This window comes from Nisaea sp. (assembly GCF_040217065.1).
Taxonomy (GTDB): domain Bacteria; phylum Pseudomonadota; class Alphaproteobacteria; order Thalassobaculales; family Thalassobaculaceae; genus Nisaea.
The window spans coordinates 125,471-150,927 of the sequence record NZ_JAVJNX010000010.1; the positions used below are offsets into that span (position 1 = coordinate 125,471).

At 63.7% G+C, this 25,457-nt stretch carries 26 protein-coding genes; 14 read left to right on the plus strand and 12 right to left on the minus strand.

Annotated elements, in window-relative coordinates; translation table 11 throughout:
* Positions 1-2 precede the first annotated feature (2 nt).
* Complete coding sequence (locus RH950_RS16590; protein WP_350058756.1) at positions 3-1,340, minus strand: AmpG family muropeptide MFS transporter; 1,338 nt, start codon at positions 1,338-1,340, stop codon at positions 3-5.
* Positions 1,333-2,325, minus strand: a complete 993-nt coding sequence (locus tag RH950_RS16595) for an adenosine kinase (RefSeq protein ID WP_350058758.1) — start codon at positions 2,323-2,325, stop codon at positions 1,333-1,335. Before RH950_RS16595 ends, RH950_RS16590 begins: the two co-directional genes overlap by 8 nt.
* Positions 2,326-2,559: 234 nt before the next feature.
* Between RH950_RS16595 and RH950_RS16600 the strand changes: the two genes are divergently transcribed.
* The 3 genes from RH950_RS16600 to RH950_RS16610 all read left to right on the plus strand — a co-directional run bounded on the left by RH950_RS16600 (position 2,560) and on the right by RH950_RS16610 (position 4,416).
* Positions 2,560-3,225: an EI24 domain-containing protein gene (locus tag RH950_RS16600; protein WP_350058760.1), complete on the plus strand. Its 666-nt coding sequence runs from the start codon at positions 2,560-2,562 to the stop codon at positions 3,223-3,225.
* Between the two features lie 257 nt (positions 3,226-3,482).
* A complete protein-coding gene (locus RH950_RS16605; protein ID WP_350058761.1) occupies positions 3,483-3,938 on the plus strand; it encodes a bactofilin family protein in 456 nt (151 codons plus the stop codon).
* A 10-nt stretch (positions 3,939-3,948) separates the two neighbouring features.
* Positions 3,949-4,416, plus strand: a complete 468-nt coding sequence (locus RH950_RS16610; protein WP_350058763.1) for a hypothetical protein — start codon at positions 3,949-3,951, stop codon at positions 4,414-4,416.
* A 6-nt stretch (positions 4,417-4,422) separates the two neighbouring features.
* On the opposite strand, the gene nth is transcribed toward RH950_RS16610, so the two are convergent.
* Positions 4,423-5,064, minus strand: coding sequence for an endonuclease III (nth, locus tag RH950_RS16615; RefSeq protein WP_350059169.1), 642 nt, complete (start codon positions 5,062-5,064; stop codon positions 4,423-4,425).
* Between the two features lie 129 nt (positions 5,065-5,193).
* On the opposite strand from nth, the gene RH950_RS16620 reads away from it, so the two are divergent.
* Positions 5,194-5,691: a DUF2244 domain-containing protein gene (locus RH950_RS16620; protein WP_350058765.1), complete on the plus strand. Its 498-nt coding sequence runs from the start codon at positions 5,194-5,196 to the stop codon at positions 5,689-5,691.
* 12 nt (positions 5,692-5,703) lie between these two features.
* Here the strand turns inward: RH950_RS16620 and dapB are convergent, their stop codons facing one another.
* Positions 5,704-6,510, minus strand: coding sequence for a 4-hydroxy-tetrahydrodipicolinate reductase (gene dapB, locus RH950_RS16625; protein WP_350058767.1), 807 nt, complete (start codon positions 6,508-6,510; stop codon positions 5,704-5,706).
* A gap of 146 nt (positions 6,511-6,656) precedes the next feature.
* Between dapB and RH950_RS16630 the strand changes: the two genes are divergently transcribed.
* Positions 6,657-7,193 (plus strand): PadR family transcriptional regulator, encoded by a 537-nt coding sequence (locus RH950_RS16630; protein ID WP_350058769.1) that lies wholly within the window; start codon positions 6,657-6,659, stop codon positions 7,191-7,193.
* Positions 7,194-7,340: 147 nt separating this feature from the next.
* Here the strand turns inward: RH950_RS16630 and dnaJ are convergent, their stop codons facing one another.
* Positions 7,341-8,456: a molecular chaperone DnaJ gene (gene dnaJ / locus RH950_RS16635; protein WP_350058771.1), complete on the minus strand. Its 1,116-nt coding sequence runs from the start codon at positions 8,454-8,456 to the stop codon at positions 7,341-7,343.
* Positions 8,457-8,581: 125 nt separating this feature from the next.
* A complete protein-coding gene (dnaK, locus tag RH950_RS16640; RefSeq protein WP_350058773.1) occupies positions 8,582-10,531 on the minus strand; it encodes a molecular chaperone DnaK in 1,950 nt (649 codons plus the stop codon).
* A 179-nt stretch (positions 10,532-10,710) separates the two neighbouring features.
* Between dnaK and RH950_RS16645 the strand changes: the two genes are divergently transcribed.
* Complete coding sequence (locus RH950_RS16645) at positions 10,711-11,598, plus strand: DUF1848 domain-containing protein (protein WP_350058775.1); 888 nt, start codon at positions 10,711-10,713, stop codon at positions 11,596-11,598.
* Between the two features lie 8 nt (positions 11,599-11,606).
* Here the strand turns inward: RH950_RS16645 and grpE are convergent, their stop codons facing one another.
* The gene (gene grpE, locus RH950_RS16650) at positions 11,607-12,239 is read right to left on the minus strand and encodes a nucleotide exchange factor GrpE (RefSeq protein ID WP_350058777.1); all 633 of its coding nucleotides are present in this window, start codon (positions 12,237-12,239) and stop codon (positions 11,607-11,609) included.
* 119 nt (positions 12,240-12,358) lie between these two features.
* Positions 12,359-13,405, minus strand: coding sequence for a heat-inducible transcriptional repressor HrcA (gene hrcA, locus RH950_RS16655; RefSeq protein WP_350059170.1), 1,047 nt, complete (start codon positions 13,403-13,405; stop codon positions 12,359-12,361).
* A gap of 210 nt (positions 13,406-13,615) precedes the next feature.
* Between hrcA and rph the strand changes: the two genes are divergently transcribed.
* From rph to hemW, 3 genes are read left to right on the plus strand one after another with little or no spacing between them, the layout of a single operon-like run.
* Positions 13,616-14,347 carry a ribonuclease PH gene (gene rph / locus RH950_RS16660; protein WP_350058779.1) on the plus strand — a complete coding sequence of 244 codons (732 nt, stop codon included), beginning with the start codon at positions 13,616-13,618 and terminating at the stop codon, positions 14,345-14,347.
* 3 nt (positions 14,348-14,350) lie between these two features.
* Positions 14,351-14,998, plus strand: coding sequence for an RdgB/HAM1 family non-canonical purine NTP pyrophosphatase (rdgB, locus tag RH950_RS16665; RefSeq protein ID WP_350058781.1), 648 nt, complete (start codon positions 14,351-14,353; stop codon positions 14,996-14,998).
* Positions 14,999-15,005: 7 nt separating this feature from the next.
* On the plus strand, positions 15,006-16,202 hold the full coding sequence (gene hemW, locus RH950_RS16670; protein WP_350058783.1) for a radical SAM family heme chaperone HemW: 1,197 nt from the start codon (positions 15,006-15,008) through the stop codon (positions 16,200-16,202).
* Positions 16,203-16,218: 16 nt separating this feature from the next.
* Here the strand turns inward: hemW and RH950_RS16675 are convergent, their stop codons facing one another.
* Positions 16,219-17,532, minus strand: coding sequence for a penicillin-binding protein activator (locus RH950_RS16675; protein ID WP_350058785.1), 1,314 nt, complete (start codon positions 17,530-17,532; stop codon positions 16,219-16,221).
* 320 nt (positions 17,533-17,852) lie between these two features.
* Here RH950_RS16675 and rsmI point away from each other — a divergent pair, with 320 nt between their 5' ends.
* From rsmI to gshB, 5 genes are all read left to right on the plus strand, one after another.
* Complete coding sequence (rsmI, locus tag RH950_RS16680; RefSeq protein WP_350058787.1) at positions 17,853-18,707, plus strand: 16S rRNA (cytidine(1402)-2'-O)-methyltransferase; 855 nt, start codon at positions 17,853-17,855, stop codon at positions 18,705-18,707.
* Positions 18,704-19,102 (plus strand): YraN family protein, encoded by a 399-nt coding sequence (locus tag RH950_RS16685; RefSeq protein ID WP_350058789.1) that lies wholly within the window; start codon positions 18,704-18,706, stop codon positions 19,100-19,102. The genes rsmI and RH950_RS16685 overlap by 4 nt, the downstream gene beginning before the upstream one ends.
* Before the next feature lie 24 nt (positions 19,103-19,126).
* On the plus strand, positions 19,127-19,702 hold the full coding sequence (locus tag RH950_RS16690; protein ID WP_350058791.1) for a BON domain-containing protein: 576 nt from the start codon (positions 19,127-19,129) through the stop codon (positions 19,700-19,702).
* A 3-nt stretch (positions 19,703-19,705) separates the two neighbouring features.
* Positions 19,706-20,527 (plus strand): SirB1 family protein, encoded by an 822-nt coding sequence (locus tag RH950_RS16695; RefSeq protein WP_350058793.1) that lies wholly within the window; start codon positions 19,706-19,708, stop codon positions 20,525-20,527.
* An 81-nt stretch (positions 20,528-20,608) separates the two neighbouring features.
* A complete protein-coding gene (gshB, locus tag RH950_RS16700) occupies positions 20,609-21,547 on the plus strand; it encodes a glutathione synthase (RefSeq protein ID WP_350058795.1) in 939 nt (312 codons plus the stop codon).
* 4 nt (positions 21,548-21,551) lie between these two features.
* On the opposite strand, the gene RH950_RS16705 is transcribed toward gshB, so the two are convergent.
* The 3 genes from RH950_RS16705 to RH950_RS16715 form a co-directional block, all read right to left on the minus strand.
* Positions 21,552-22,379 carry a DNA/RNA non-specific endonuclease gene (locus RH950_RS16705; protein ID WP_350058797.1) on the minus strand — a complete coding sequence of 276 codons (828 nt, stop codon included), beginning with the start codon at positions 22,377-22,379 and terminating at the stop codon, positions 21,552-21,554.
* A gap of 75 nt (positions 22,380-22,454) precedes the next feature.
* A complete protein-coding gene (locus RH950_RS16710) occupies positions 22,455-23,981 on the minus strand; it encodes a YifB family Mg chelatase-like AAA ATPase (RefSeq protein WP_350058799.1) in 1,527 nt (508 codons plus the stop codon).
* 76 nt (positions 23,982-24,057) lie between these two features.
* A complete protein-coding gene (locus tag RH950_RS16715) occupies positions 24,058-25,320 on the minus strand; it encodes a pentapeptide repeat-containing protein (protein ID WP_350058801.1) in 1,263 nt (420 codons plus the stop codon).
* Positions 25,321-25,457 lie beyond the last annotated feature (137 nt).

A 25,457-nucleotide genomic window follows, 5' to 3' on the forward strand; every position in this document is an offset into this window, starting at 1 on the left:
GATCAGGCCCCCTGTTTTCCGCCGGACACGCGTTCCGGCGGAAACATCCGCATCAGCACCAGCAGCAACAGCAGACCGGGCACGGCAATCGCCGTCGAGGCGATGAAAAACCCGATCCAGCCGATATGATCCGTCACCCAGCCGCCGCCGGAGCTGAGGATGGTGCGCCCGAAGGCCATGAAGGATGACAGCAGGGCATATTGCGTGGCTGTGAAGGCGACATTCGTCAGGCTCGAGAGATAGGCGACGAAAGCGGCCGTTCCCATGCCGCCGGTAAAGTTCTCGACCCCGATCGTCACCGTCAGCATCCAGATATCGTGCCCGGCCACAGCCTGTGCGACGAATATCAGATTCGACAGCGCCTGCAGCACGCCGCAGAGCAGCAGCGCCTTCAGAAGTCCCATATGCTTCACCAGGGCACCGCCGGCAAACAACCCCACCAGCAGGGCAACCAGGCCGAACACCTTGGTGACCTGGGCGATCTCGGTCTTGGTAAAGCCGAGATCGATATAGAACGGGTTCGTCAGCGTGCCGAGAAAGGCATCCCCCAGCTTGTAGAACAGGATGAAGGCAAGGATCAGCAACGCGCCCCGCCGAAGCAGAAACTCCGAGAACGGGGTGAAAACGGCCCGGTGCACCCACGCGGCGAGGGATTCATTGTCGGCTGTATGCTTTTCCGCTTCCGCGCTGGCATCCGGCTCCGGGCTTGCGAGAACCGCGCCCAGGCCAATCAGCATCAGGCTGGCCATGCCGAGATAGGCCACAAACCAGCCGATCGCATCGGCCAGAAAAAGCGCACCCGCCCCGGCGATGAGCATCCCGATCCGATAGCCGAACGTCGAGGCGGCCGCACCGGCGCCCTGCTCAGATTCCGGCAGGGATTCGATGCGGAAGGCATCCACCACGATATCCTGGCTGGCCGAGAAGAAGGTCACGGCGACGGCCATCAAGGCCATCAGCCCGGGATTGTTCACCGGATCGGTGCCGCCGAGCAGGATGATCGACAGCATCAGGGCGAGCTGGGTCAGGATCAGCCAGCTCCTGCGGCGGCCGAAGAGACGGCCGAGAAGCGGCAACCTCAGGCTGTCCATCAATGGCGCCCAGAAGAATTTCAGCGTGTAGGGCGTCCCGACAAGGGCAAACAGTCCGATGGTGGTCAGGTCAACCCCGGACTCGCGCATCCAGGCGCTCAGGGTCGAAAAGGAGAGCAACAGGGGCAGACCGCTGGAAAAGCCCAGCAGAAAGACGATCAGAATGCGGCGCTTCAAATACAGCGCCGCCGTCTCCGCAAGCCAGCCCCTGACGCCGGACACAGTCTCGCTGGACACAGGCTCAGCCAAGCCGTGCCGCCAGAAGCTCTTTCAGGTTCGCTTCCGGCCGGGCGCCGTAATGCGAGATGATTTCCGCCGCGGCGACGCCGCCGGCCCGACCCCAGTCGGCCGGCTCCAGGCCCTGGCAATAGCCATGCAGGAAACCGGCAGCGTACAGATCGCCCGCACCGGTGGTGTCCACCACCTTGGCCACCGGCTCGGCATCGAGCACGTGGACTTCCGACTTGTGCAGCACCACGGAGCCCTTGGCGCCCCGTGTGATGGCAGCAGTCTCGCAATTCTCGCGGACCTTCTGCAGCGCCTCGTCGAAATCGTCTGTCTGGTAGAGAGACTTCAGCTCCACCTCGTTGGCGAACAGGATGTCGACATGGTGATCGACCAGCTCGAGGAAGGCATCCCGGTGCCGGTCGACGCAGAACGGGTCGGACAGGGTGAGCGACACCTTGCCGCCTGCCTCATGCGCGGTGCGGGCGGCCTTGACGAAAGCCTTCTTGGCTTCCGGCGGATCGAACAGATAGCCCTCGAGATAGACCACGCGGCTGTCCGCAATCAGGTCCGGGTCGACATCTTCCGGGCCAAGCTGCACGCAGGCGCCGAGAAAGGTGTTCATGCTGCGCTGGGCATCCGCCGTCACCATGATGAGCGAGCGGGCCGTGGGCGGACCATCCAGGGTCGGCGCGGTCTCGAAGCGCACGCCAACCGCCGTGATGTCATGCCGGAAGACCTTGCCGAGAACATCGTCCTGCACCTTGCCGATATAGCCGGCCTTGCTGCCGAGAGAGGCAAGGCCCGCCGCGGTGTTGCCGGCGGACCCTCCGGACATTTCCATGCCCGGACCCATCTTGCTGTAGAGCAGTTCGGCACGCTCGGCATCGATCAGGTTCATGGCTCCCTTCTCGATACCATTCTCGGAAAGAAAGGCGTCGGTGGCTTGGGCAAAAACGTCGACAATGGCGTTGCCGATGCAGGTGACATCGATGGACTTGGCTACCATGCGGAGCGGGCTCCCGGAAACGGAACGGAGAAATGTCGGCGGACCGGATGTCCGCTGAATGCGCGCGACAAGGTACTGGAGCAGGGACAGCATGGAAAGACCGCACTCGCGGTTCTGCGTCGCCGGTCTTGCATGCGCGGAAATCCTATGCTCTTTCCGTCCAAAGGCATTGGGCCAGACCCCCGCCGACCCTATCTGAACCGGTGACCGCGTCTGCGAGAAGAAGAGTTCGCCATGTTTTCATCTGTGACCGCCACCCTCGGCCAGCTGACGGACCCCCGGCTGCGCAATCCGATCATCATCAGCATCATCGGCTCGATCACCGCCATCCTGCTGCTCGGCGTTGCCGTCTGGTATATACTCGACTGGTTCTCGATTTTCGGTGGCTGGCTGGATGATGCCGCGGCCTGGGTCGCCAGTCTGATCGTGGTGATCCTGGGCATCCTCTTCTTTCCCGGCGCGGCCAACACGATCTCGAGCCTGTTTCTTGACTCTGTCTGCAACGCCGTCGAGGCGAAGCACTATCCCGGGCTCGGCCCGGCCCGGCCGCAGCCATTTGCGGAAACCGTTCTGGGAAGCCTTAAATTTCTCGGCATTACAGTTGTTGTTAATATCGTTCTTTTACCGTTCTATCTGATCCCCGGTTTGAATCTTGTCGTTTTCTACGGGGCAAACGGCTATCTCCTTGGCCGGGAGTTCTTTGAAATGGTTGCCCTGCGACGGCTGACTCCCGCAGAAACAAAGGCGTTGCGGAAGCAAAAGGCCGGAGCGATTTTCATCAGCGGTGTGCTGATCGCCGCGGTCATGACCATCCCGGTCCTGAACTTCGCCGGGCCGGTGATTGCGACCGCTTTTATGCTGCATCGCTTCGAACGCTTGCGGAGCGACATGAAGAAATGATAATAAGTCATTGAGTATTAAGGTCGATGACCGCGGTCTCTTCTGCAATTATATGAGTTGACGATCTGATGTTTCGGCGTAAAAAATCCGGCACAGACACGACCGCGCGCACAAGTCCCTCTTTCGGGACCGGCGCGCAGGACGAAGAACAGACATCCGGCGCCCAGAACCGGAACTCTCCTTCGGAGACGCGCTTGGACCCGGCGGCGCCCATCTCTGGAGAGGTTACAACCAGCAAGCCGGACGAGGAGTCCAGAATGCAACCGAGCAAGCCTTCCTCATCCGGATTCGTCCCGGAGATTCCACGCCGGTCTCTCGATCTTCCCGGAGCGCAGAACCGGCGCGGCGCCACGCCGCGCAACGAGAGCAAGAAGCTCACGGTGGGCCCGGAGATCTCCCTGACCGGCGAGATAACGGCCTGCGACAGCCTCGTTGTCGAAGGCACTGTCGACGCAACCCTGGAAAACAGCCGCCATCTCGAGGTGACGGAATCCGGTCATTTCAAGGGCAAGGTGGTGATAGACGACGCCATCATCGGCGGGCATTTCGAAGGCACTCTGGTGGTGCGGCAGACCCTGCAGATCCGCGGCACCGGCCGTGTCACCGGGACCGTACGGTTCGGCCGTCTGGAAGTCGAGCTCGGCGGCCAGATCGTCGGGGACATTTCGGTGTTCAAGGATGACGTCGTGAGTGCGCCGGAGACCGCGGAGTAGGTTTGTGCCGGTGCAGTTTCTTCTCCTTGTCTTTGTCGCCATCGGCCTTCTGGGCTGCGGCGGGACCGTTCAAAAAACAGCCGATACCGGACAGGATCAGCAGGCACCCGCGGCGGTAGCCCCGGCGACCCTGCCGGCAGAGCCGGAAAAACCCGCCGCGGTCGCAAGCCTGCCCGCGCCGCCGCGGACGCCCGATTTCAGTCCGGAGGAGCGCGACCCGAGCCGGCTGCTTGCTCTCGGGCGGGGCGATCTCTCGAGCATTCTCGGCAAACCCGCCTTCATCCGGCGCGAAATGGCGGCCGTTGTCTGGCAGTACCGCACGGAAGCCTGTGTCCTGGACCTGTTCCTCTATGAACTCAACCACGCGCTTGCCGTGACCTATTACGAGTTCCGGCCGCGGCGCGATGCCGAACTGGCGCGGGACGATTGCTTTGTCAGCCTGTTGCAGCGGGGCATCTCCCGCGCCGCACAGAGCTGAGGCCACTCAGGCCGGCTCCACGGTCTTGTCCTTGAAATTGCAGAGATCCGAAACCGGGCACACCGGACAGACCGGTCTGCGCGCCTTGCAGATATAGCGCCCGTGCAGGATCAGCCAGTGATGCGCATGCAGCATCCATTTCCCCGGGATCCGCTTCTCCAGCGCCAGCTCGACCGCAAGCGGCGTCTTGCCTGCCGCCATGCCGGTACGGTTGGCGACACGGAACAGATGGGTGTCGACGGCAATTGTCGGCTGACCGAACGCCATGTTGAGCACGACATTTGCCGTCTTCCGCCCGACCCCCGGAAGCTGCTCCAGCGTCTCGCGATGCGGTGGTACCACGCTGCCATGCTCCCGGATCAGGATCTCCGACAGGGCGATGACATTCTTCGCCTTTGTGTTGAACAGGCCGATGGTCTTGATGTACTCGCGCACCCGCTCAAGACCCAGCGCGACCATTTTCTCCGGTGTGTCGGCAACTTCGAACAGCGGGCCGGTCGCCTTGTTCACACCAATATCCGTCGCCTGCGCGGAGAGCACCACTGCGACTAGCAAGGTATAGGGATTGACATAGTTGAGCTCACCCTTCGGCTCCGGGTCGCGTTCGCTCAGGTGCTGGAAGAAGGCGTCCACCGCCGCGTTCGTCATCCGTCTTGCCATCACACTGCACTCTCTCGCTTGCTCTCGGGTGGGGCGGTTTTCAGGTTGCCTTTGGCCCGCGCCGGGCACAGGTTAAGGCCTTGACGAATCGCGATGCAACAGTCCGGACGACCGGCGGTGACGACAGCTGACGGCATGAGTGATGTAAAGACCGGCGACACGCTCTTCGATGCGGTTCTCTATCCGCATCGCAGCCTGTCGCCGGCAGGTTTCCTCATCCTGATGACGGCGATCTCCTGCTGCAGCATTGCCATCGGGACCGTGTTCTGGATGGCCGGTGCCTGGCCCGTGGTCGGGTTTTTGGGGCTCGATATCCTGCTGATCTATGTTGCCTTCCGCCTGAGCTACCGGGATGCGCGGCGGTACGAGATCGTCCGGCTGACCCATGCGGAACTGACAATCGAGCGCTTCGTGCGGGGACGCCGGGTGTTACAGAAGCAGCTGCAGCCCTACTGGCTCAAGATCGAGGTCGAGGAGGAACGCACCGGACCGGATCGTCTGATGTTGCGCACCCACGGGCAGTCTCTCGAAATCGGCGCATTCCTGTCGCCGCCCGAAAAACAGGATTTTGCCGACACCCTGACCGGCGCATTGGCCAAAATCCGCACGGTCTGACACCGGTTTACGCTAGAGCCCGAGCACATCCGCCATGGAATAGAGCCCGGCTTTGCGCTCCGCCGCCCAAATGGCCGCGCGCACGGCACCGGCCGCGAAGATATCGCGGTTTGCCGCCTTGTGCGTCAGCTCGATGCGCTCGTTCGGACCGGCGAAAATCACGGTGTGCTCGCCGACCACGTCACCGCCGCGCAATGTCGCGAACCCGATCTGCCCCGCCTCGCGCGGTCCGGTGACCCCTTCCCGCGACAGTACACCCTTATCGTCCAGGGAGACGCCCCGCCCGGCTGCCGCCGCCTTGCCGAGACCAAGTGCGGTTCCCGACGGCGCGTCGATCTTCCGTTTGTGGTGCATCTCGACTATTTCGATATCGAAACTATCGTCCAGCGCACCCGCAACCTTCTTCACCAGGTCGAACAGCAGATTGACGCCGAGGCTCATGTTCGGTGCATAGACCAGCGAGATACTCGTTGCAGCCTCGGCAAGCGCGGATTCCTGCTCCGGCGTCAGCCCGGTGGTGCCGGCGACGAAGGCCGTGCCGCATTCCGCGGCAATCCGGGCATGGGCGACCGTCGCATCCGGAAGGGTGAAATCGATCACCACATCAGCCTCTGCGATGACACTACGGGCATCGGACGTGGTTTTTCCATATGCGCCATCAAGCTGACAAAGGACTGCAATATCAACAGCTTCACTGGTACTACCCGGTGAAACAGTACCGCCGGAAATCTCTGCTTCGGGATTTCCATGAACCTGTGCGGCGATCATCCGGCCCATGAAACCGGAGATCCCCATGATTCCGATCTTCGTCGTGCCCATTGGCGCCCTCCTGGATGAAAGGTTGCTGTCCCTGACGGTCCTAGCCTGCTTTCCGGTCGCTGTCGAGCCTGCTTGCACCCGAACCGAAACCAGAGTGAATAAGAGGTCGATACTTCCTGTTTCTTATGATATATCGAACTGAAATAATGTTTGAAATCAGTGATATTATCCTTGGTGCCTTGTCGAAGGGCCCGGCGAACGGCTATCAGATCCGGAGCCGGATCAACAAGGATTTTGCCCACTTCCAGTCGGTCAGCGCCGGCAGTCTCTACCCGGCCCTGGGCAAGCTGAAGGCCCGCGGTGCCATTACCGAGAGCGGACCGGCAAAAGGGTCTCTCGACCGGCGCACTTTCGAAATCACCGGCCTCGGACGCGACTTATTGCGTCAGGGGGTGATGGACGCCGGTGCGGAGGAGCGCCTCAGGTCCGATTTCCTGGCCGCGGTCTACTTCTCCGAAAGTGCCGGACCCGAGGAAGCGGCGCGCCTCATGGAAGAGCGTATCGGGACATTGAACCAGGAGATCCGGGCGCTCCTGGCCTTACCCCTACAAAACATGTCGAATACCGAGCGCTTCACGGTACGCTACGCCCTGGCCGTGCGTCGCGCAGGGCTGGAGTTCCTGCGCCACGAGGGTCGTGCCATTGCCACTGCGATCGACATAGAATCGAGAAATAACAATTAGATAGCCGAAAACAATACCGGGATTACCTAGGGCATATCGGCAACTTTCCGTGTAGGGCCGACTACCCGTTTCGGGCGCAGCCCTACGAAAAACGCCGACCCCAGGGGCCGGCGTTCATTCAGGATAAAATATCGGAAGGCGACAAAGTCAGTCCCTGAGATCGTCCCAGAGCTCCTTGACCCGGTCGAAGAACCCGGCGGATTGCGGGCTGGTCTCGTTCTGGCCGGCGGCAAATTCCTCCAGCAGCTCCTGTTGGCGCTTGCTGAGATTCACCGGAGTCTCGACGACGACCTCGACATAGAGATCGCCCCGGGCCGGGCTGCGGAGCACGGACATCCCCTTGCCCTTGAGTCTGAACTGCTTGCCGCTCTGGGTACCGGCGCCAACACTGATCCGGGCTCGGCCGCCTTCGATCGTCGGCACCTCGATCTGGCCGCCGAGGGCTGCCGTCGTCATCGGCAGCGGCACACGGCAATAGACGTCCGCCCCTTCCCGCTGAAAGATCGGGTGGTCGGCGATGGACAGGAAAAGGTAGAGGTCGCCCGGTGCCGTACCGCGCGGACCGGCTTCGCCCTCACCACTCAGACGGATCCGGGTGCCGTCCTCGACGCCGGCCGGAATATTGACCGACAGGGTCTTTTCCTTCTGGACCCGGCCATTGCCGCCACAGCTCTTGCACGGCTTCTCGATCCGCGTGCCGTTGCCGCCGCAATGCGGGCAGGTCCGCTCGATGGTGAAGAAGCCCTGCTGGGCCCGAACCTTGCCGTGACCGTGACAGGTCGTGCAGGTCACGGGCTCGCTGCCTTTTTCCGCACCGGAACCATGGCATTCATCGCACTGGACCGAACTCGGAATATGGATTTCGGTCTGCTTGCCCTTGAAGGCTTCTTCCAGGCTGATGACCATGTTGTAGCGCAGGTCAGAGCCGCGCCGGCCGCCACCGCGCCGGCCGCCCATGAAGTCGCCGAACATCTCGTCGAAGATATCGGCAAACCCGCCAAAACCGGCGCCGGCACCGCCGCCGCCGCCCATGCCGCCCTCGAAGGCATCGTGCCCGAAGCGGTCATAGGCTGCCCGCTTCTGCTCGTCCTTCAGGACATCATAGGCCTCGTTCAATTCCTTGAACTTGGTTTCGGCGTCTGGATTATCGGGATTGCGGTCCGGGTGATACTGCATCGCCAGCTTGCGGTATGCGGCTTTCATTTCCGCATCCGACGTGCCGCGTGCGACCCCCAGAACCTCGTAATAGTCTTTTTTTGCCATAGCGCGTCATTGTCCCCACAACGGCGTCGGCAGTCCGGCAGAATTACAAGCCGCCTGCCTTTCCTGGTCGGAAACGGGCGAAGGAGACCGGTTCGTCATCGGCTCCTCCGCCCAGACCGTTGGGATCAGGCGGACTTGTTGTCGCGGTTCTGATCGTCGACTTCTTCGAAATCCGCATCGACGACATCGTCGCTCGACGCAGAGTCGCCATCACCGCCGGTACTGTCACCGGCATCGCTGCCGCCGGCAGCCGCATCGGGACCGGCTTCCTGCGAAGCCTTGTACATGGCCTCGCCAAGCTTCATCGACGCCTGCTGGAGCGCGTCCATCTTGGCTTTGATGTCTGCTGCATCATCACCTTCCATGGCCGTCTTCAAGGCCGCCATGTGCTCGTCGATCTCGCGGCGGTCGTCCTCGGAGATCTTGTCGCCGTGATCCGCAAGCATCTTCTCGGTGCCGTGAACCGCACTGTCGGCCTGGTTCTTCACCTCGACGATCTCGCGCCGGGCCTTGTCGGATTCCGCGTTGGCTTCGGCTTCCTGCACCATCCGCTCGATATCGTCGTCGGTCAGGCCGCCGGACGCCTGGATGCGGATCTGCTGCTCCTTGCCGGTTGCCTTGTCCTTGGCGGACACGTTGACGATGCCGTTGGCGTCGATGTCGAAGGTGACCTCGATCTGCGGAATGCCGCGCGGAGCGCCCGGGATACCGACCAGATCGAACTGGCCGAGGACCTTGTTGTCCGCCGCCATCTCGCGCTCGCCCTGGAAGACCCGGATGGTGACCGCGGTCTGGTTGTCTTCTGCCGTGGAGAAGGTCTGGCTCTTCTTCGTCGGGATCGTGGTGTTGCGATCGATCAGACGGGTGAAGACACCACCCAGTGTCTCGATGCCGAGCGACAGCGGGGTCACGTCGAGCAGCAGGACATCCTTGACGTCGCCTTTCAGCACGCCGGCCTGGATCGCAGCGCCAAGCGCCACGACTTCGTCCGGGTTCACGCCGCGATGCGGCTCACGGCCGAAGAAGCTCTTCACCGTTTCCGCGATCTTCGGCATGCGTGTCATGCCGCCGACCAGGATCACTTCGTCGATCTCGCCGGCCGAAACGCCCGCATCCTTCAGGGCCGCCTTGCACGGATCGACCGTGCGCTGCACCAGATCGTCCACCAGCGCCTCGAGCTTCGCCCGGGTCAGCTTGATGTTAAGGTGCTTCGGGCCGCTCTGGTCAGCGGTGATGAAGGGCAGGTTCACTTCGGTCTGCATCGAGCTGGACAGCTCGATCTTGGCCTTTTCGCCGGCTTCCTTCAGGCGCTGCAGGGCAAGCTTGTCCTGGCGCAGGTCGATGCCGTTCTCTTTCTTGAACTCATCGGCAAGGTAGTCGATGACGCGCTGGTCAAAGTCTTCACCGCCGAGGAAGGTGTCGCCGTTGGTCGACTTCACCTCGAACACGCCGTCGCCGATTTCCAGGATGGATACGTCGAAGGTACCGCCACCAAGGTCATAGACCGCGATCGTGCCGGTGTTCTTCTTGTCCAGGCCATAGGCTAGCGCAGCGGCTGTCGGCTCGTTGATGATGCGCAGGACTTCGAGGCCAGCGATCTTGCCGGCATCCTTGGTCGCCTGGCGCTGGGCGTCGTTGAAGTAGGCCGGGACCGTGATCACGGCCTGGTCGACGGTATCGCCGAGATAGGCTTCGGCATCTTCCTTAAGCTTCCGCAGGGTGAAGCTGGAGGCCTGGCTCGGGCTGTATTTCTCGCCGCGCGCCTCGACCCAGGCATCGCCGTTCTCGCCAGCGACGACCTTGTAGGGAACCAGATCGTTGAACCGCTTGGAGGTCTTGTCGTCAAACCGGCGGCCGATCAGGCGCTTGATGGCGAAAAGAGTGTTTTCCGGATTGGTTACCGCCTGTCGCTTCGCGGCCTGGCCGACGAGCCTTTCGCCGCTTTCGGCGAAGGCGACCATCGACGGCGTCGTGCGCGCGCCTTCGGCGTTTTCAATGACTTTCGCGTCCTTACCGTCCATGAACGCGATACAGGAATTCGTGGTCCCGAGGTCGATACCGATTACTTTGCTCATATTTTCCTCATCCTTCAGCAAACGCCAGCGACCTTGTGAAAGCGCCGCATCGGTTCCCGATTGGTGTGTTTAGGCAACCCGCTATATAGGCGGGGTCTGGCCGCGCTGCAACCAAGTGGAATAGGATTTCGCATCGGAATGTGCATGAAACCCGTCATTTTCCCAGAATCGGCGCCCCGATGATCATCTCAGCGAGCTACCGGACCGACATACCCGCCTTCTACAGCGACTGGCTGCGGGCCCGGCTGGATGCCGGTTTTGCCGTTGTCCCCAATCCCTATGGCGGCAAACCGTCGCGGGTCCCGCTCTCCGGTCCGGATGTCGACGGCTTCGTGTTCTGGACCCGGAATGCCCGGCCCGCCCACGATGTCTTCCAGCGGCTCTTCGAAAGCGGTGTGCCGTTCTTGGTGCACTACACAGTGACGGGATATCCCACAGCGCTTGAGACCAGTGTCCCGCCGGCGGATGCAGCACTCGACGACATCAGGCGGCTGGCCGACAGGTTCGGGCCGCGCTGCGTGGTCTGGCGCTACGATCCGGTATTCTGGTCCAGCCTGACGCCGGCGGACTTCCACCGCGAGAATTTCGCCGCACTGGCCGCCGCACTCCGTGGCGCGGTCGATGAGGTGACGCTCTCGGCCGCCCATATCTATCGCAAGACCCGCCGGAACACGGAAGAAAGCGCCGGACGGGCGGGATTCACATGGTCGGATCCACCGGATGGGGAAAAGGCGGCGCTGCTGCGGGAGCTCGCGGGCCTTGCCGCCGATCAGGGCATGACAGCAACTCTCTGTTCGCAGCCAGCCTTGCTGGGAGAGGGCCTGCAACCGGCCCGATGCATTGATTCAACCCGTCTGGCGGATGTCGCGGGCCGCCCGATCAAAGCCCGGCAGAAAGGCAACCGGCCCGGCTGCCTGTGCGCGGAATCCCGCGATATCGGCGGCTATGACAGCTGCCCGCACGGCTGCGTCTATTGCTATGCCGTCGGCAACCGGCAGCGGGCGAAGGACATGCTGAAACAGCATGACCCCGCCAGCGAGACCCTTGTTCCTGCGCCTGCCGGATAAAACCTGGCTCAGGCTGTGGTGTCGACATGTTCCTTTGGCACTTCGGGGCTTTTCGCAACCCCGACCATGGCAGCACGCAACAGGCGGTCCTGCAGCACGTAGCCGGGCTGCATCACCTGTACCACGGTTCCCGGCTCGCTCTTCGCGTCCGGCACCTCGAACATCGCCTGATGCAGGTTGTAGTCGAACTTCTCGCCAAGCGGCTCGATCTTGCGAATGCCGTGCTTCTCGAAAACACCGAGCAATTCCTTCTCGGTCATCTCCACGCCAATCACCAGATTCTTCAGCATGATATCGAGCTCGTCCCGGTCTTCCGGCGCGGATTCCAGTGCCCGGCGCAGATTGTCCGAGGAACTTAGAAGATCGCGCGCGAAGTCGGTGATGGCGAATTTCCGCGCATGGGCAATGTCACGTTCCGCCCGCTTGCGGGTATTTTCCAACTCCGCCAACGTCCGGATCAGCTGGTCCTTCAGCTGCTGGACCTCGCTTTCTTCGCCGTCATCGTCGGAATCCGCCTCGTCATCCTGCGATGCGCCGGCGCCGACGAAAGCATCCATGTCTATGATGCCGTCATCCGGATTGACCAGCGGCTCCGCATCCTGATTGGCGTACTGTTCTGCTTTCTTGTCGTCTTCGGCCATAATTCCGGCTCTTTCCCGTCTGTAGATCCTGAAAGTCAGGCCCAAATGTGGGCGGCCGGAATGGGAAATCAATCATTCCGGGCCTGCAGCGCCTGCTTTACCCCGGCTTGGCCCTGCGATCAACCGATGACGCGACCGATCAGCCGGGCCGTATAATCGACCATGGGAATGATCCGGGCGTAATTCATCCGGGTCGGGCCGATCACGCCGATGGCGCCGACCACCCGTTTCTTCGTGTCCCGGTAGGGCGAGAGGATCATCGAGCAGCCGGTATGGTCGAACAGCTGGTTCTCGGCGCCGATGAAGATCTGCACCCCGTCCGCATCGCCGGTTGCCTCGAGCAGGCGCAACATGCCCTGTTTCTGCTCAAGTTGGTCGAACAGCAGCCGGATCCGCTCCAGATCCTCGACCGCGTTCACATCGTCGAGCAGCTTGGATTGGCCGCGCACGATCAGCGAGCCGCTGTCAGGCCCGCCGCCCGCGAGCAGGGCGAGACCGTTCTCGACCACCCGCGCCGTCAGCTCGTCCAACTCGATCCGGCGCTGTTCCATCTCCGCCTTGATATCCTTCAGCGCCTGATCGATCGAGGCGCCGTGGAAGCGGGTATTCAGAAAGTTCGTTGCCTGCACCAGAACCGAGGCCGGCACTTCCGGTGGCAGCTCGATGACCCGGTTTTCCACCAGGCCAAGCTCGTTCACCAGAACCACCAGCGCCCGGCCGGCCGTCAGCGGCACGAACTCGATATGGCGCAGGGAGGGATCCGATTTCGGCGAAATCACCAGACCGGCACAGGCCGACAGGCCGGCCAGCGCACTGGTCGCTTCCTCCAGCACTTCATCATAGCCGCGGCCACTGGCGCCGAGCAGGGAGTCGATGGTGCCGCGTTCGCCCTCGGTGAGATCGCCGCCGATTTCAAGCAGCCCGTCGACCACAATGCGCAGCCCGCGGTCGGTCGGCAGCCGTCCCGCGGAGGCGTGAGGGGAATAGAGCAGGCCCGCCTCCTCCAGGTCTGCCATGACATTGCGGATGGTGGCCGGGGACAGGACGTCGCCAATGCGCCGCGAAATGGTGCGCGAGCCGATCGGCTCGCCCGTCTCCACATATGTATCGACAATGTGCTGCAGAATTTCCCGCGAGCGGGCATTGAGAGCGCCGATGCCTGACATATGTTCCATGTCCGGAATCTAGGGAGCGCCCCCCGGCCCGTCAATGCAGCAGAATGCATGGCCGCCACTTTACCGACATCCGCGCAAAGTCGTGGACGCATCCCGGACCCGATAGTAGGTTGCGCGCGATTTCACACAGACACATTCAATGGCCGGCGCAGACCAGCGCGGCGCGGGTGCAGCCATGGCCCGAAAACAGGAGTAGCTTCTATGACCGGAACAGCCAAACGTCCTTCCGGGCGCAGCGCCGACCATATGCGCGCGGTCTCGCTTGAGCCGGGCTTCGCCAAATATGCCGAGGGGTCCTGCCTCGTCAAATTCGGCGACACGCACGTGCTCTGCACCGCCTCGGTCGATGATCGGGTCCCTCCGTTCCTGCGCAATTCCGGCTCTGGCTGGGTCACCGCCGAATACGGCATGCTGCCGCGCTCGACCCATACCCGGACCGACCGGGAAGCGGCGCGCGGCAAGCAGAGCGGCCGGACCCAGGAAATCCAGCGCCTGATCGGACGCTCGCTGCGCGCGGTCACGGACCTGAAGGCCATGGGCGAACGCCAGATCAAGGTCGATTGCGACGTCCTGCAGGCCGACGGCGGCACCCGGACAGCCGCGATCACCGGCTCCTTCGTCGCCCTGCATCTCGCCATGCAGAAACTGGTCAAGCTCGGCGCCCTCAAGGACATCCCGCTGACCGACCATGTCGCGGCCGTCTCCTGCGGGATCTATCAGGGCACGCCGGTACTGGATCTCGATTACCCGGAAGATTCCAATGCGGAGGCCGACGCGAATTTCGTGCTGACCGGCAAAGCCGGCATCGTCGAAATCCAGGCCACTGCCGAGGCCGAGCCGTTCGAGGATGCCGCTTTCACCAATATGCTGCGCCTCGCGCGCAAGGGCATCGGCGAGCTGGTGGACCTGCAGAAAGCCGCGATCGGGAGCTGATCCATGGGCCGCACCTTCTCCGAGAGAAAACTGGTCATCGCCAGCCACAACCAGGGCAAGCTGCGCGAGATCCGCGATCTGATCGGGCCGCTTGGGATAGAGGTGGTGTCGGCCGGCGAGCTCGGCCTGCCGGAGCCGGAAGAAACCGGCAGCACCTATATCGCCAATGCCGAACTGAAGGCCCGCGCCTCCGCAGAGGGCTCGGGCCTGCCGGCGCTGGCGGACGATTCCGGGCTGAGCGTGACCGCACTGGACGGCGATCCCGGTATCTACTCCGCCCGCTGGGCCGGACCGGAGAAGGATTTCGCCCTGGCCATGCAGAAGGTCGAGGATAGACTGCAGGAACAGGCAGCGGCCGGAAACAGGGACCGTTCCGCCGCCTTTGTCTGTGCCCTCACCATCTGCTGGCCGGACGGGCACGCGGAATCCGTCGAAGGCCGGGTTCACGGCGATCTGGTCTGGCCGCCGCGCGGCGCAAACGGCTTCGGCTACGATCCGATGTTCATCCCCGAGGGGCACGACAAGACCTTCGGTGAAGTCGATGCCGGCTGGAAGCATTCGGTCAGCCACCGGGCCATCGCTTTCGAGGAACTCCTGAAACAGGTTGGGCTGGAAAAGCCACCGGCAGGTGCCGGAGGCAATGCTGGATAGGGCCGACATGAGCACCGCCGCGGCGGAGCCGTTCGGGGTCTATGTGCATTGGCCCTTCTGTCTCTCGAAATGCCCCTATTGCGACTTCAACAGCCATGTCTCCGGAAAGGTCGATCACGCCCGCTGGCGGGCGGCGCTGACCGCGGAACTGCGCCATTTCAAGGCACTGGCGCCGGAGCGCACCGTCTCCAGCATCTTCTTCGGCGGCGGCACGCCCTCGCTGATGGAGCCGGAAACGGTGGATGCGGTGATCTCCGAGATCCGCCGTCTGTGGCCCTGGAGCAACCAGGTCGAGATCACCCTGGAAGCGAACCCGACCTCGGTCGAGGCCGGCAAGTTCGCGGCTTTCCGTGAAGCCGGGGTGAACCGGGTTTCCCTCGGCATCCAGGCGCTGAACGACACGGATCTGGAATTTCTCGGCCGAACCCATGACGCCGCCGAAGCCCGGCGCGCGATCGGCATCGCCCGGGATACTTTCGAGCGCATGTCCTTCGATCTGATCTATGCCCGGCCGGGACAGACGGTGGCCGCCTGGCGCGCGGAGCTGAAAGACGCGCTGGAACTCGCCGTCGATCACATCTCGCTGTACCAGCTGACCATCGAGCCGGAGACCCCGTTCTTCGCCCGGCATGCGAAGGGCGAGATCAAACTGCCCGAGGATGAGTCCCAGGCGGCGCTCTACGAAGCGACGCAGGACGCGCTGGAACAGGCCGGCATGCCGGCCTACGAGATCTCCAACCATGCGCGCAGCGGGGATGAATCCCGGCACAATCTGGTCTATTGGCGCTATCACGATTATGCCGGTATCGGCCCCGGAGCCCATTCCCGGATCCGGATTGCCGGCGCCGACGGTCACATCGTTACAAAAGCGATCCAAACAATCCGGGCCCCGGCCATCTGGCTCGACCGAGTCGGCAAGCAGGGTCACGGAATCAGCGAGGAAGAGACCGTCGACAGGACAGGCCGCCTGACGGAAATGCTGATGATGGGGCTCAGGCTGCGCGAGGGCGTCGACAAGGACCGGCTCGAGGAACTCGCCGGCTGCGACCTGCAGACATTGTTCGGCGCCGGCCTGCTCTCGGATCTGGAAGAAGCCGGCTACATCGAGCCGCCGCACAGCCGTCTCGCCGCCACTCTGGAGGGGCGCCAGCGCCTGAACGCCGTCATCGCCGCCCTGACCGAACGGCTGGGAAACGAGACCTGAGTCCCGCTTCCGCCGCCTAGTTCGTCAGATCGGTGAATTGCTCCGGCGCGGGGTCGACCACGTCAAGTGCCCGGTCGCCGATTTCGAAGACAGCCAGCCCGCGCTGATTGGTGCCATTCTCGACAAAACGGAACAGACCGTTGAGCGCGACAAAGCCGCTCTTCGCCATCAGGGCACCGCCGCCGAAATTGGCGCCGTTCTCGCCGCGCTGCAGGGACACGGTCAGGGCGATGGAATCATAGGCCAGGGCGGCAAGTCCCGACGGGCGCTTGCCGAACGCGGCCTCGTAGCGAATTGCGAAATTCTCCCGGTAGAGCGAGGGCGGCGCGGCGAACCAGCCGCCGACCAGGCTCGGCTCGGTGCCGAGGCTCGGATCCTCCCATTGCGCCGTGCCGAGCAGCTTCACCCGCCGCGTATCGACATCGTAGAAGGCCAGAAGCGGCGCGATGGTGCGCAGCAGGTTCCCGCCCTCCGGGATCAGGATCGCGTCATAGGGCGGATCGCCAAGCGTATCCATCGCCTCCAGGCGTGCCAGCGTCTGCCGGGAAATCTCATCCGGCCGGCCGGCCAGCTCGTCCTTCTGGATCTTCAGGGACTCCCGCCGGCTGTCATATTCCGCGAAGGAGCGGGCGACCTCGGTGAAATCGCTGGCCAGCGGATCGTAATAGGCAATCCGGGTGATCTCCGCACCTGACATGATGGCCGACGCCCGGGCGCTTTCCAGCACGAGATCTCCGTAGCCGCCATGCGGCAGCAGCAGTCCGAGCCGCCGGTATCCGCGCTGCACGGCAAAGCGGATCACCCGTTCGATCTGTTGCTCGGGCATCAATCCCATCAGGTGAACCGGCGGTCCGGCCACGGTGCGGTCGTTGGAAAAGGCGACAGCATTGATCCCGGCCGCCGCGACGATCGGACGAACGGCGGCTGCGGAGCGCCCGTAAAGCGGCCCGAGCACGATCCGCGCACCGTCCGCAACGGCGAGCTTGGCCGCGTCTTCCGCCCCTTCGGGCGTGCCCTGCGTGTCGTAGACCATCAGGTTGAAATCATCGCCGGCGATATCAAAGACCGCCATCTGCGCAGCATCGAGCATTGCCTGTCCGACGGAGGCGCGGGCACCGCTCAGCGGCAGCAGCATGGCAACGCCGACCGTCTGGCTGTCCGGTTCAACCAGCTGCAACGGCGCAGCAGGGGTCTCAAGCGACAGTTCGGCATCGGGCGCCACAAGCCCCGTGCCGGGCGCCGGTGCTTCCGTGTCCGTGCCGACAGCAGCCGGTGGCGGCGTGATTGGCTGCGGCGCCGCCGTCGGTGCGGGCACCGTGCTGGATTGCACCCCGAAACCCGCCAGGGGATTCGGGGTCTGGCAAGCCGTCAGTCCGGCGCAGACCAGAAGCAGGCCCAGTAACAGGAAAAGTCGTGATGCCCCGCCCCTGCGGGCGAAAAGGGCTTGGAGAAACCGCCCGGTTCCTCCCATAACTCGACTGTCGCTCCAGTCACTTTTGGTACGGTATGAAGACACGTACACCTCAGATCTCCTCCCGCTCTTTGGCGGCAAAGGCTAATCAAGCCGACGGCCAGAGTAAACCGCCGCAAGATGGCACCATTGTGACTCCCGCTGCGACCCCCGCGCCGGAGCCGGAAAACGAGCCGCCAATGGAGGCCCCGGGACGCCCGGTCGCGGGGCTGATCCTTGTTGCCACCCCGATCGGCAATCTCGGCGATATCTCGCGCCGTGCCCTGGAAACCCTGGCCGCGGTCGACATTGTCGCCTGCGAGGATACACGTCTCACCGGGCGCCTGCTGCAGCGTTTCGCCATCAAGGCCCGCATGCTTGCCTACCAGGATCACAATGCGGAGCGCAGCCGGCCCGAACTGCTGCGCCTGCTCGCCGACGGCAAGACCATCGCGCTGGTGACCGACGCCGGCACGCCGACCATTTCCGACCCCGGCTACAAACTGGTGCGCGCGGCGGCAGCCCAGGGCACGCCCGTGACCTCCGTCCCCGGCCCGGCGGCGCCGATTGTCGCACTTTCCATATCCGGCCTGCCGACGGACCGGTTCTTCTTCGGCGGCTTCCTGCCGACGAAACAGGGCGAGCGCCGCCGCATCCTGGAAGAAGTGTCCGGCCTGCGCGCCACGCTGATCTTCTTCGAGGCACCCCGCCGGCTGGCAGAGTCCCTGGCCGTCGCCGCCGAGATCCTGGGCCCGCGGGACATGGCCGTGGCGCGGGAGCTGACGAAACGGTTCGAGGACGTAACCCGCGGCCGGCTTGCCGAGCTTGCCCGGCATTATGCGGAAAGCGAGCCGCCGAAAGGCGAGGCCGTGCTGCTTTTCGGCCCGCCGGAACTGCGCGACGAGACCAGCGAGGCGGAACTGGACGAAATGCTCGCCGACGCCCTCGCCCGCCTGACGGTCAAGGATGCGGCAAAGGAAATCGCCGCAAAAACCGGCCTGCCGCGCAAGACCATCTACGACCGGGCGGTGCAACTGAAGGAGTCGGCCGGGTGATCTCCGCCGGCAAGGCGCTCACAGGGAGGGACGCCAGGCGCCGGGCGCAGCGCTACGGGGCCGTCGCCGAACTGCTCTGCCGCCTGATCCTCCGCCTGAAAGGCTACCGGGTGCTGGCAAGCCGCCTGCGCACCCGGGTCGGGGAAATCGATATTGTCGCCGAGCGGGGCCGCGTGCTGGCCATCATCGAAGTGAAGGCCCGCCCGACGGAAGCCGCCGCCCTCGAGGCCGTTTCGCCCTCGCAACGGCGCCGCCTGGAGCGGGCCGCCCTCTGGGTCCAGCGCGGAAACAGCCGGCTGGCGGAGCATTGCCTTAGATTCGACCTCTTCGCGGTGGCACACTGGCGCATTCCTCGCCATATTCAGAATGCTTGGACCGTCGATCCCAACAGATAGAGTGACCACATGCTGAACCGCCTGATGTTAATTCCGCTTCTCCTGCTTGCCCCTGTCGCCATCGGTGCCTGCACCCCGGTCGGGGTCGCCATCGGTGCCGGCGCCACCGCGGCCACGGCAAGCCAGTCGGAGCGCGGGCTCGAAGGCACGGCCAAGGACATCACGCTGAAGACGGAAATCAACCACTATCTGTTTCAGGCCAATGTGGATCTGTTTTCCGCAGTCGGATTGTCCGTGGATGACGGGCGCGTGCTGCTGACCGGCTCGGTGGAGAAACCGGAAGACCGGATCGAGGCCGCCCGGCTCGCCTGGAAGGCCGACGGCGTGCGCGAGGTGATCAACGAGATTCAGGTGAACGACAAATCCGACATCGTCGACAAGGCCCGCGACAGCTGGATCGAGACCCAGCTTGAGGCGAAACTGCTGTTCGACGGCTCGATCCAGTCGATCAATTACGATATCGATACGGTCAACGGCACAGTCTATATCTTCGGAATCGCCCAGGACAATGCGGAGCAGCAGCGCGTCATCAATCACGCGCGCAATCTCAATTATGTCCGCAATGTCGTCAGCTATGTGCGTATCCTCGGTGCCTCGTAGATCATGGTTCCCGACCCGGAATCCACCCGCGCCACCCTCGCCGGTTTCGGCGAATCCGGCCTGACGGAGGCCGGTCTCGGCGAAGCGGCCCTGCTGCTGGCCTCGCTCGATCAGCCCGGCGTGCCGCTTGCGCGCTATCGTGATCATCTGGCCTCTCTGGCCGGGGCGGCGGGACAGTCGTCGGCTGACGATCCGGGCGCGGCCCTGCGTCAGGTCATTGCCGGGGAATTCGGCTATGAAGGCGACCGGAAAACCTATGACGATCCGCAGAATGCCAACCTGATCCGGGTGATCGATCGCCGCAAGGGACTGCCTGTCGCCCTCGGCATTCTCTATATCCAGACGGCGCGGGCGCTCGGGCTTGAGGCCTGCGGGCTGAATTTCCCGAACCACTTCCTGATCCGGGTGCAGGGGGACGGCGGCCGCGCCATCGTCGATCCCTTCAATGGCGGCGTCAGCCTGGATGCCCGCGCCCTGCGCGACCTGCTGGCGCATTTCCAGGGCGAAACCGCCACCCTCACACAGGCCCATTACAGCGATGTCAGCGACCTCGATATATTGTTGCGACTGCAAAACAATATAAAGTTGCGCCTGCTGCGCGACGGCAAACTGGAACCCGCCCTGCAGGTCATCCGCGACATGCGGCTGCTTGCGCCCGGCATCCCGAGCCTGCTGCGCGAGGAAGGCCTGCTGCTGGCCCGCAAGGGGGAGCGCCGGGCGGCGATCGGCTGCCTGCGCGACTTCCTCACCCGGGACAATATCCGCGAGCCGGAACGCGTGGATGTCGCACGGGTTCTTCAAGTGCTCGAAAGTCAATTGAACTGAGCCGGAAATCCGGTTGATCCGGCAGGCCCGATCACCACATAGTCCCGGCTCGTTAAAAGCGCTTACCTGACGGAGGAAGCAATGGGTCTCGGCGTCGCCATCCAGATGGATCCCATCGAACATATCGACATCAACGGCGACAGCAGTTTCGCCATGGCACTCGAAGCCAAGCGGCGCGGCCACACGCTGTACCATTACCAGCCGAAGGACCTCAGCTTCCAGAACCGCAAGGTGATGGCCCGGGTCCGGGCGCTCGACGTGCGCCGGGAAGCGGGCAACCATTTCACGCTGGGCGCGCCCGAGCTGATCGACCTTTCCCAGATGGACGTGGTGCTGATGCGGCAGGACCCGCCCTTCGACATGTCCTACATCACCGCGACCCATATTCTCGAACACATCCACCCGAAAACACTGGTGGTGAACGATCCGGTGGAAGTCCGGAATGCGCCGGAAAAGCTGTTCGTCACCCATTTCGACAATGTCATGCCGCCGACCCTGATCACCCATGACCGGGAACGGATCCAGGCTTTCCGGGCCGAGCATGAAGACATCATCGTCAAGCCGCTGTTCGGCAATGGCGGGGCCGGTGTGTTCCACCTGAAGCCCGGCGACGAGAACCTGAACTCGCTGCTGGAGCTGTTCACCGAAATGTATCGCGAGCCGGTGATCGTGCAGCGCTATCTGCCGGAAGTGCGGCAGGGCGACAAGCGGATCATCCTGATCGACGGCAAGCCGGTGGGCGCCATCAACCGGGTGCCCGCGGCCGGCGAAGCGCGCTCCAACATGCATGTCGGCGGCCGGGCGGAAAAGGTCGGCCTGACCAAGCGCGACGCGGAAATCTGCGAGATCATCGGCCCGACCCTGGCCGAGAAGGGTCTGATCTTCGTCGGTATCGACGTGATCGGCGACTATCTGACGGAAATCAACGTGACCTCGCCGACCGGTCTGCAGGAGCTCGGCCGTTTCGAGGGCCGTTCCATCGAAACCGAGCTCTGGGACGCCATTGAGTCCAAACGCTGAAGCCTCAACTGCGCGGCGCTTCGTCCTGGGTCGAGACGAGAGCCGCGCAGCCGAGACGGGCCCGCAGCGGGTTTACGACACCGCCCTCCAGCCCCGGGGCGAATGTCAGACCGGACCGCCGGGCGATTACCGGGACGGGAACGGCATGGGCCGTGGCGCAGTAGTCGGCGTCGCGCGGCGTTTCCTGATCCAGCACGAACCCTGCCGCCTCGACCGCACCCCCGCCCAGCAGAGAGACGATTTTCCAGTAGCCACTGGGCACCCGGTGCGGCTCGTCCGCTTCCGGCAGGGACGGCATGTCCCGTTCGTAGAGCGGCCCGGTGAGGACATGGACCGCTCCGGCGCCTGATTTTGCCAGCGCCCGGACCGCCTCTTCAAGGTTCTTCCAGGGACCCTGATTGAGCGCGCTTTTCTGCGGCGTGATGTTGGAGAGATAATTCGTGGTCTCCCAGTCCGGCGCCCCTGTGAAGCTGGCCAGCGGGGCCTGGTGGCCCCGGTCCGTCTTCAGCGCCGCGTGGGCGCCCTTGTAGTCCGCCGGCTCCAGGGTCTCCTCCGGCGGCAACAGCGGGTCCGGCCGCCAGACCCGGCGCTGGGATCTGCCGATATCCGCCGCTACGATCTCATAGGCTACCCAGTCGGCAAACTTGGTCGCGGCATTGTTGGACAGCGTATGGCTGGGCCTGCTGAGAACCCGGTTGTCGGTTTTGCTGACGGGACATTGCTGGAAACAGTTGGAATCCAGCGGCTCCGCCCATGTCGATGCATGGGGCAGCAACACAAGCAGCAGAACCAACGCCGGCAGCCGGGCAGGCAAACAGCAAGAAGCGGACATGTCCAATCGCACCGACAATTATCGATGCGATTGAATAACATGTTATTCTCGCACATGAGTAGTATTTTATTCACTTCAGGCCGCTTTCTGCACCACCAGGCCCCGGTAGGCCAGCGCCTCCGCAATATGGTACCGCCTCACCTGCCCTGACTGCTCAAGATCCGCAATGGTCCGGGCGACCCGCAGGATCCGGTGATAGCCGCGGGCCGACAGTGCCAGACGGGACGCCGCCTCTTCCATCAATGCCTGGCCTGGCGGATCCGGCCGGGCATGCTCTTCCAGCAGTTTTCCGTCCAGCTCTGCATTGGTCCGGCCGGTCGTGCCTGTCCCGGCACTCTCGAACCTATGGCACTGCAGACGGCGGGCGGCCGCCACCCGGGCCGCGACAGTCTCAGATCGCTCGGTATCGAGCGGCTGCCCCAGCTCCCGGGCCGAGACCGGCTCGATCTCGATCCGCAGGTCGAACCGGTCGAGCAGCGGACCGGAGAGCCGGGCCTGGTAGTCGAGCCCGCATTTCGGCGCCCGGCCGCAGGCCTGGGCCGGGTCCGAGAGATAGCCGCAGCGGCAGGGATTCATCGCGGCGACGAGCTGGAAGCGGGCCGGATAGGTCACCCGGTGATTGGCCCGGCTGACCACCGCCTGCCCGGTTTCGATGGATTGCCGCAGGGAGTCGAGCACGGTGCGTGGGAACTCCGCCAGTTCATCCAGGAACAGCACGCCGCAATGGGCCAGCGAGACCTCTCCCGGCCGGGCCTTGAGACCGCCGCCGACAAGCGCCGGGATGCTGCTGGAATGATGCGGGTCCCGATACGGCCGGACCCGCGATATCCGGCCGCCCTTCAGATCCCCCGCGACACTGCGCACCATGCTGACCTCAAGCGCCTCCCGCGCATCCAGCGGCGGCAGGAGTCCCGGCAGACGGGCGGCCAGCATCGACTTGCCCGCCCCGGGCGGTCCGGTCATCAGCAGATTATGGCCACCGGCCGCGGCGATCTCGAGCGCCCTCTTGGCGCTTTCCTGGCCCTTCACATCCGCAAGGTCGGGAAACAGGCCCGGCGCCTCGGCCCCGGCGGGCTCGGGCGGGGTCAGCACCTGGCTGCCCTTGAAATGGTTGATCAGGGCGAGCAGGGTACGCGGTGCCAGCACATCGAGATCCCCGGCCCAGGCGGCTTCCGGACCAACCCGCTCCGGGCAGATGATGCCGACCCCGCGGGAGACCGCGCCCAGCGCCGCGGGCAGAATTCCGGACACCTCCGTCAGCTGCCCGTCCAGGGCCAGCTCGCCGAGCACCAGATAGCCGGCGATCTCCTCCGCCGGAAGCACGCCCATCTGCACCAGGATCCCCACCGCGATCGGCAGGTCGTAATGACTGCCTTCCTTGGTGACATCGGCCGGGGCGAGATTGACGGTGATGCGCTGCGGCGGCAGTGCCAGGCCTAGGGCGCTCAGGGCCGCCCGGACACGGTCCTTGCTCTCGTCCACCGCCTTGGCCGGCAGACCGACAATGGAGAAGGCCGGCAGACCGTTGCCCATATGCACCTGGACATCGATATCGAGGGTGTCGACCCCCTGGAACGCCACTGTCCGCACCCGCGCAACCATATCTACCCCGCAGAGACTGTCTCCCGGGCTGTCATGGGCCGATCTGAGGTGTTTTCAGAAGGAGGACAGGCGCGGTCTAGGAATCGTCCGCGAGCAGGTCCGGGGCGCCGCCGCGGACATCGAGGAAGGAGCAGGACCGGACCGCGACTTCGGTGAAGCAGGCATGGGTCACATCCGCATGATCGAAGCAAGTCTCTTCAACCAGGGCGCCGGCGAAATCAGCGCGCTGCAGATCCGCCCCGACCAGCGTGGCGCCGCGCAGATCCGTTGGCCATTCCCTGAGTACCTCGAGCGTGCCCGGTTTCAGGATCGCAATTCGGGACAGACGGGCGGAAACCAGGGTCGCACCACTCAGGTCCGCGTCCTTCAGGTTCGTCCCGCGCAAATCGACCCGGGTCAGGTCCGCCTGGGTCAGGTTGGCGCCCTGCAGGTTGGCAAGGCGGAGCGACGCGCCTTTCAGTTTTGTGCCGTTCAGCTTGGTTCGGGACATTTCCGCCGCACTGAGCTCCGCGCCGCTCAGATCCATGCCGGACATGTCCATGTCCCGGAAATCCCCGCGAGCGCCTTTGACGCCGCCCGAGGAGACCCAGTGAAAATGCTCGACCAGCCGGTGCCGGATGTCGTCCGGCAGGTTTTCCATGCCCGATGCGATGCGGCAGTCGGTCAGGTCCGCATCGGTCAGGTCGACGCCGTCGAAATTGCACGAGCGCAGGTCGGCGCCGGACAGGTCGCTGTTGCGCATCTGCGCCTGGCTCAGGTTCGCGCCCTGCAGGTTGGCGTTCTGCAGCACCGCATCCTTGAAGATCGTCCGGCTGAGATCGGCGTGATGAAGATTGGCGCCAACCAGCTTGGCGGCGGAGAAATTCGCGCTGACCGCGACGGCACCGGAGAGATTGGCATTGCTGAGATCCGTATGGATCAGCTTTGCCTCGGACATGTCGCTGTTCTGCAGATCAGCCACCTGCTCGATCGCGTGATGCACATCGCGCAGCTTCATCGGCCGCAGATCGGCATTGGTCAGGTCCGCCGCCATCAGCTTTGCACCGGAGAGGGACGCGCCCCTCAGGTTGGCCCCGACAAGCCGGCTGCCGGACAGATCGGAATTGCTGAGACGTGCCGTCAGCATCTGCGCGTCCGACAGATTGGCGCCGGCAAAAACACTGTTCTGCAGATTGGCCCCGGCAAGCAGTGCCTGGCGCAGGTCAGCGCCCGGAAGACGTATGGCGCGCAGATCGCGCTGTCTCAGATCGGCAATTTCGCCACCCGGATAACGCCGCAAAAACGCCTCGTGCTTCGAGACGATTTTGTCGAGTTCCTGCTGAAGTTCATCGACGATCATTGCTCAGTCCCAGGCCAGCATTCGAAGACATGGTCAAACAAACAACAACATATAGAGAAATTAGGTGGCGTATTGTCTATATATTGGTGTGGATTCGCAGTTTTACTTTAGCCAATCTTGTGTCGCACATCAATCAA

Excerpts from the sequence above, each read along its gene's own strand:
- RH950_RS16595 (WP_350058758.1), bottom strand. The coding sequence starts at position 2,325 with ATGGTAGCCAAGTCCATCGATGTCACCTGCATCGGCAACGCCATTGTC.
- RH950_RS16600 (WP_350058760.1), top strand. The coding sequence starts at position 2,560 with ATGTTTTCATCTGTGACCGCCACCCTCGGCCAGCTGACGGACCCCCGG.
- RH950_RS16605 (WP_350058761.1), top strand. The coding sequence starts at position 3,483 with ATGCAACCGAGCAAGCCTTCCTCATCCGGATTCGTCCCGGAGATTCCA.
- nth (WP_350059169.1), bottom strand. The coding sequence starts at position 5,064 with ATGACGAACGCGGCGGTGGACGCCTTCTTCCAGCACCTGAGCGAACGC.
- dapB (WP_350058767.1), bottom strand. The coding sequence starts at position 6,510 with ATGGGCACGACGAAGATCGGAATCATGGGGATCTCCGGTTTCATGGGC.
- RH950_RS16630 (WP_350058769.1), top strand. The coding sequence starts at position 6,657 with ATGTTTGAAATCAGTGATATTATCCTTGGTGCCTTGTCGAAGGGCCCG.
- dnaJ (WP_350058771.1), bottom strand. The coding sequence starts at position 8,456 with ATGGCAAAAAAAGACTATTACGAGGTTCTGGGGGTCGCACGCGGCACG.
- dnaK (WP_350058773.1), bottom strand. The coding sequence starts at position 10,531 with ATGAGCAAAGTAATCGGTATCGACCTCGGGACCACGAATTCCTGTATC.
- RH950_RS16645 (WP_350058775.1), top strand. The coding sequence starts at position 10,711 with ATGATCATCTCAGCGAGCTACCGGACCGACATACCCGCCTTCTACAGC.
- grpE (WP_350058777.1), bottom strand. The coding sequence starts at position 12,239 with ATGGCCGAAGACGACAAGAAAGCAGAACAGTACGCCAATCAGGATGCG.
- hrcA (WP_350059170.1), bottom strand. The coding sequence starts at position 13,405 with ATGTCAGGCATCGGCGCTCTCAATGCCCGCTCGCGGGAAATTCTGCAG.
- rph (WP_350058779.1), top strand. The coding sequence starts at position 13,616 with ATGACCGGAACAGCCAAACGTCCTTCCGGGCGCAGCGCCGACCATATG.
- rdgB (WP_350058781.1), top strand. The coding sequence starts at position 14,351 with ATGGGCCGCACCTTCTCCGAGAGAAAACTGGTCATCGCCAGCCACAAC.
- hemW (WP_350058783.1), top strand. The coding sequence starts at position 15,006 with ATGAGCACCGCCGCGGCGGAGCCGTTCGGGGTCTATGTGCATTGGCCC.
- rsmI (WP_350058787.1), top strand. The coding sequence starts at position 17,853 with ATGGAGGCCCCGGGACGCCCGGTCGCGGGGCTGATCCTTGTTGCCACC.
- RH950_RS16690 (WP_350058791.1), top strand. The coding sequence starts at position 19,127 with ATGTTAATTCCGCTTCTCCTGCTTGCCCCTGTCGCCATCGGTGCCTGC.
- RH950_RS16695 (WP_350058793.1), top strand. The coding sequence starts at position 19,706 with ATGGTTCCCGACCCGGAATCCACCCGCGCCACCCTCGCCGGTTTCGGC.
- gshB (WP_350058795.1), top strand. The coding sequence starts at position 20,609 with ATGGGTCTCGGCGTCGCCATCCAGATGGATCCCATCGAACATATCGAC.
- RH950_RS16705 (WP_350058797.1), bottom strand. The coding sequence starts at position 22,379 with ATGTCCGCTTCTTGCTGTTTGCCTGCCCGGCTGCCGGCGTTGGTTCTG.
- RH950_RS16710 (WP_350058799.1), bottom strand. The coding sequence starts at position 23,981 with ATGGTTGCGCGGGTGCGGACAGTGGCGTTCCAGGGGGTCGACACCCTC.
- RH950_RS16715 (WP_350058801.1), bottom strand. The coding sequence starts at position 25,320 with ATGATCGTCGATGAACTTCAGCAGGAACTCGACAAAATCGTCTCGAAG.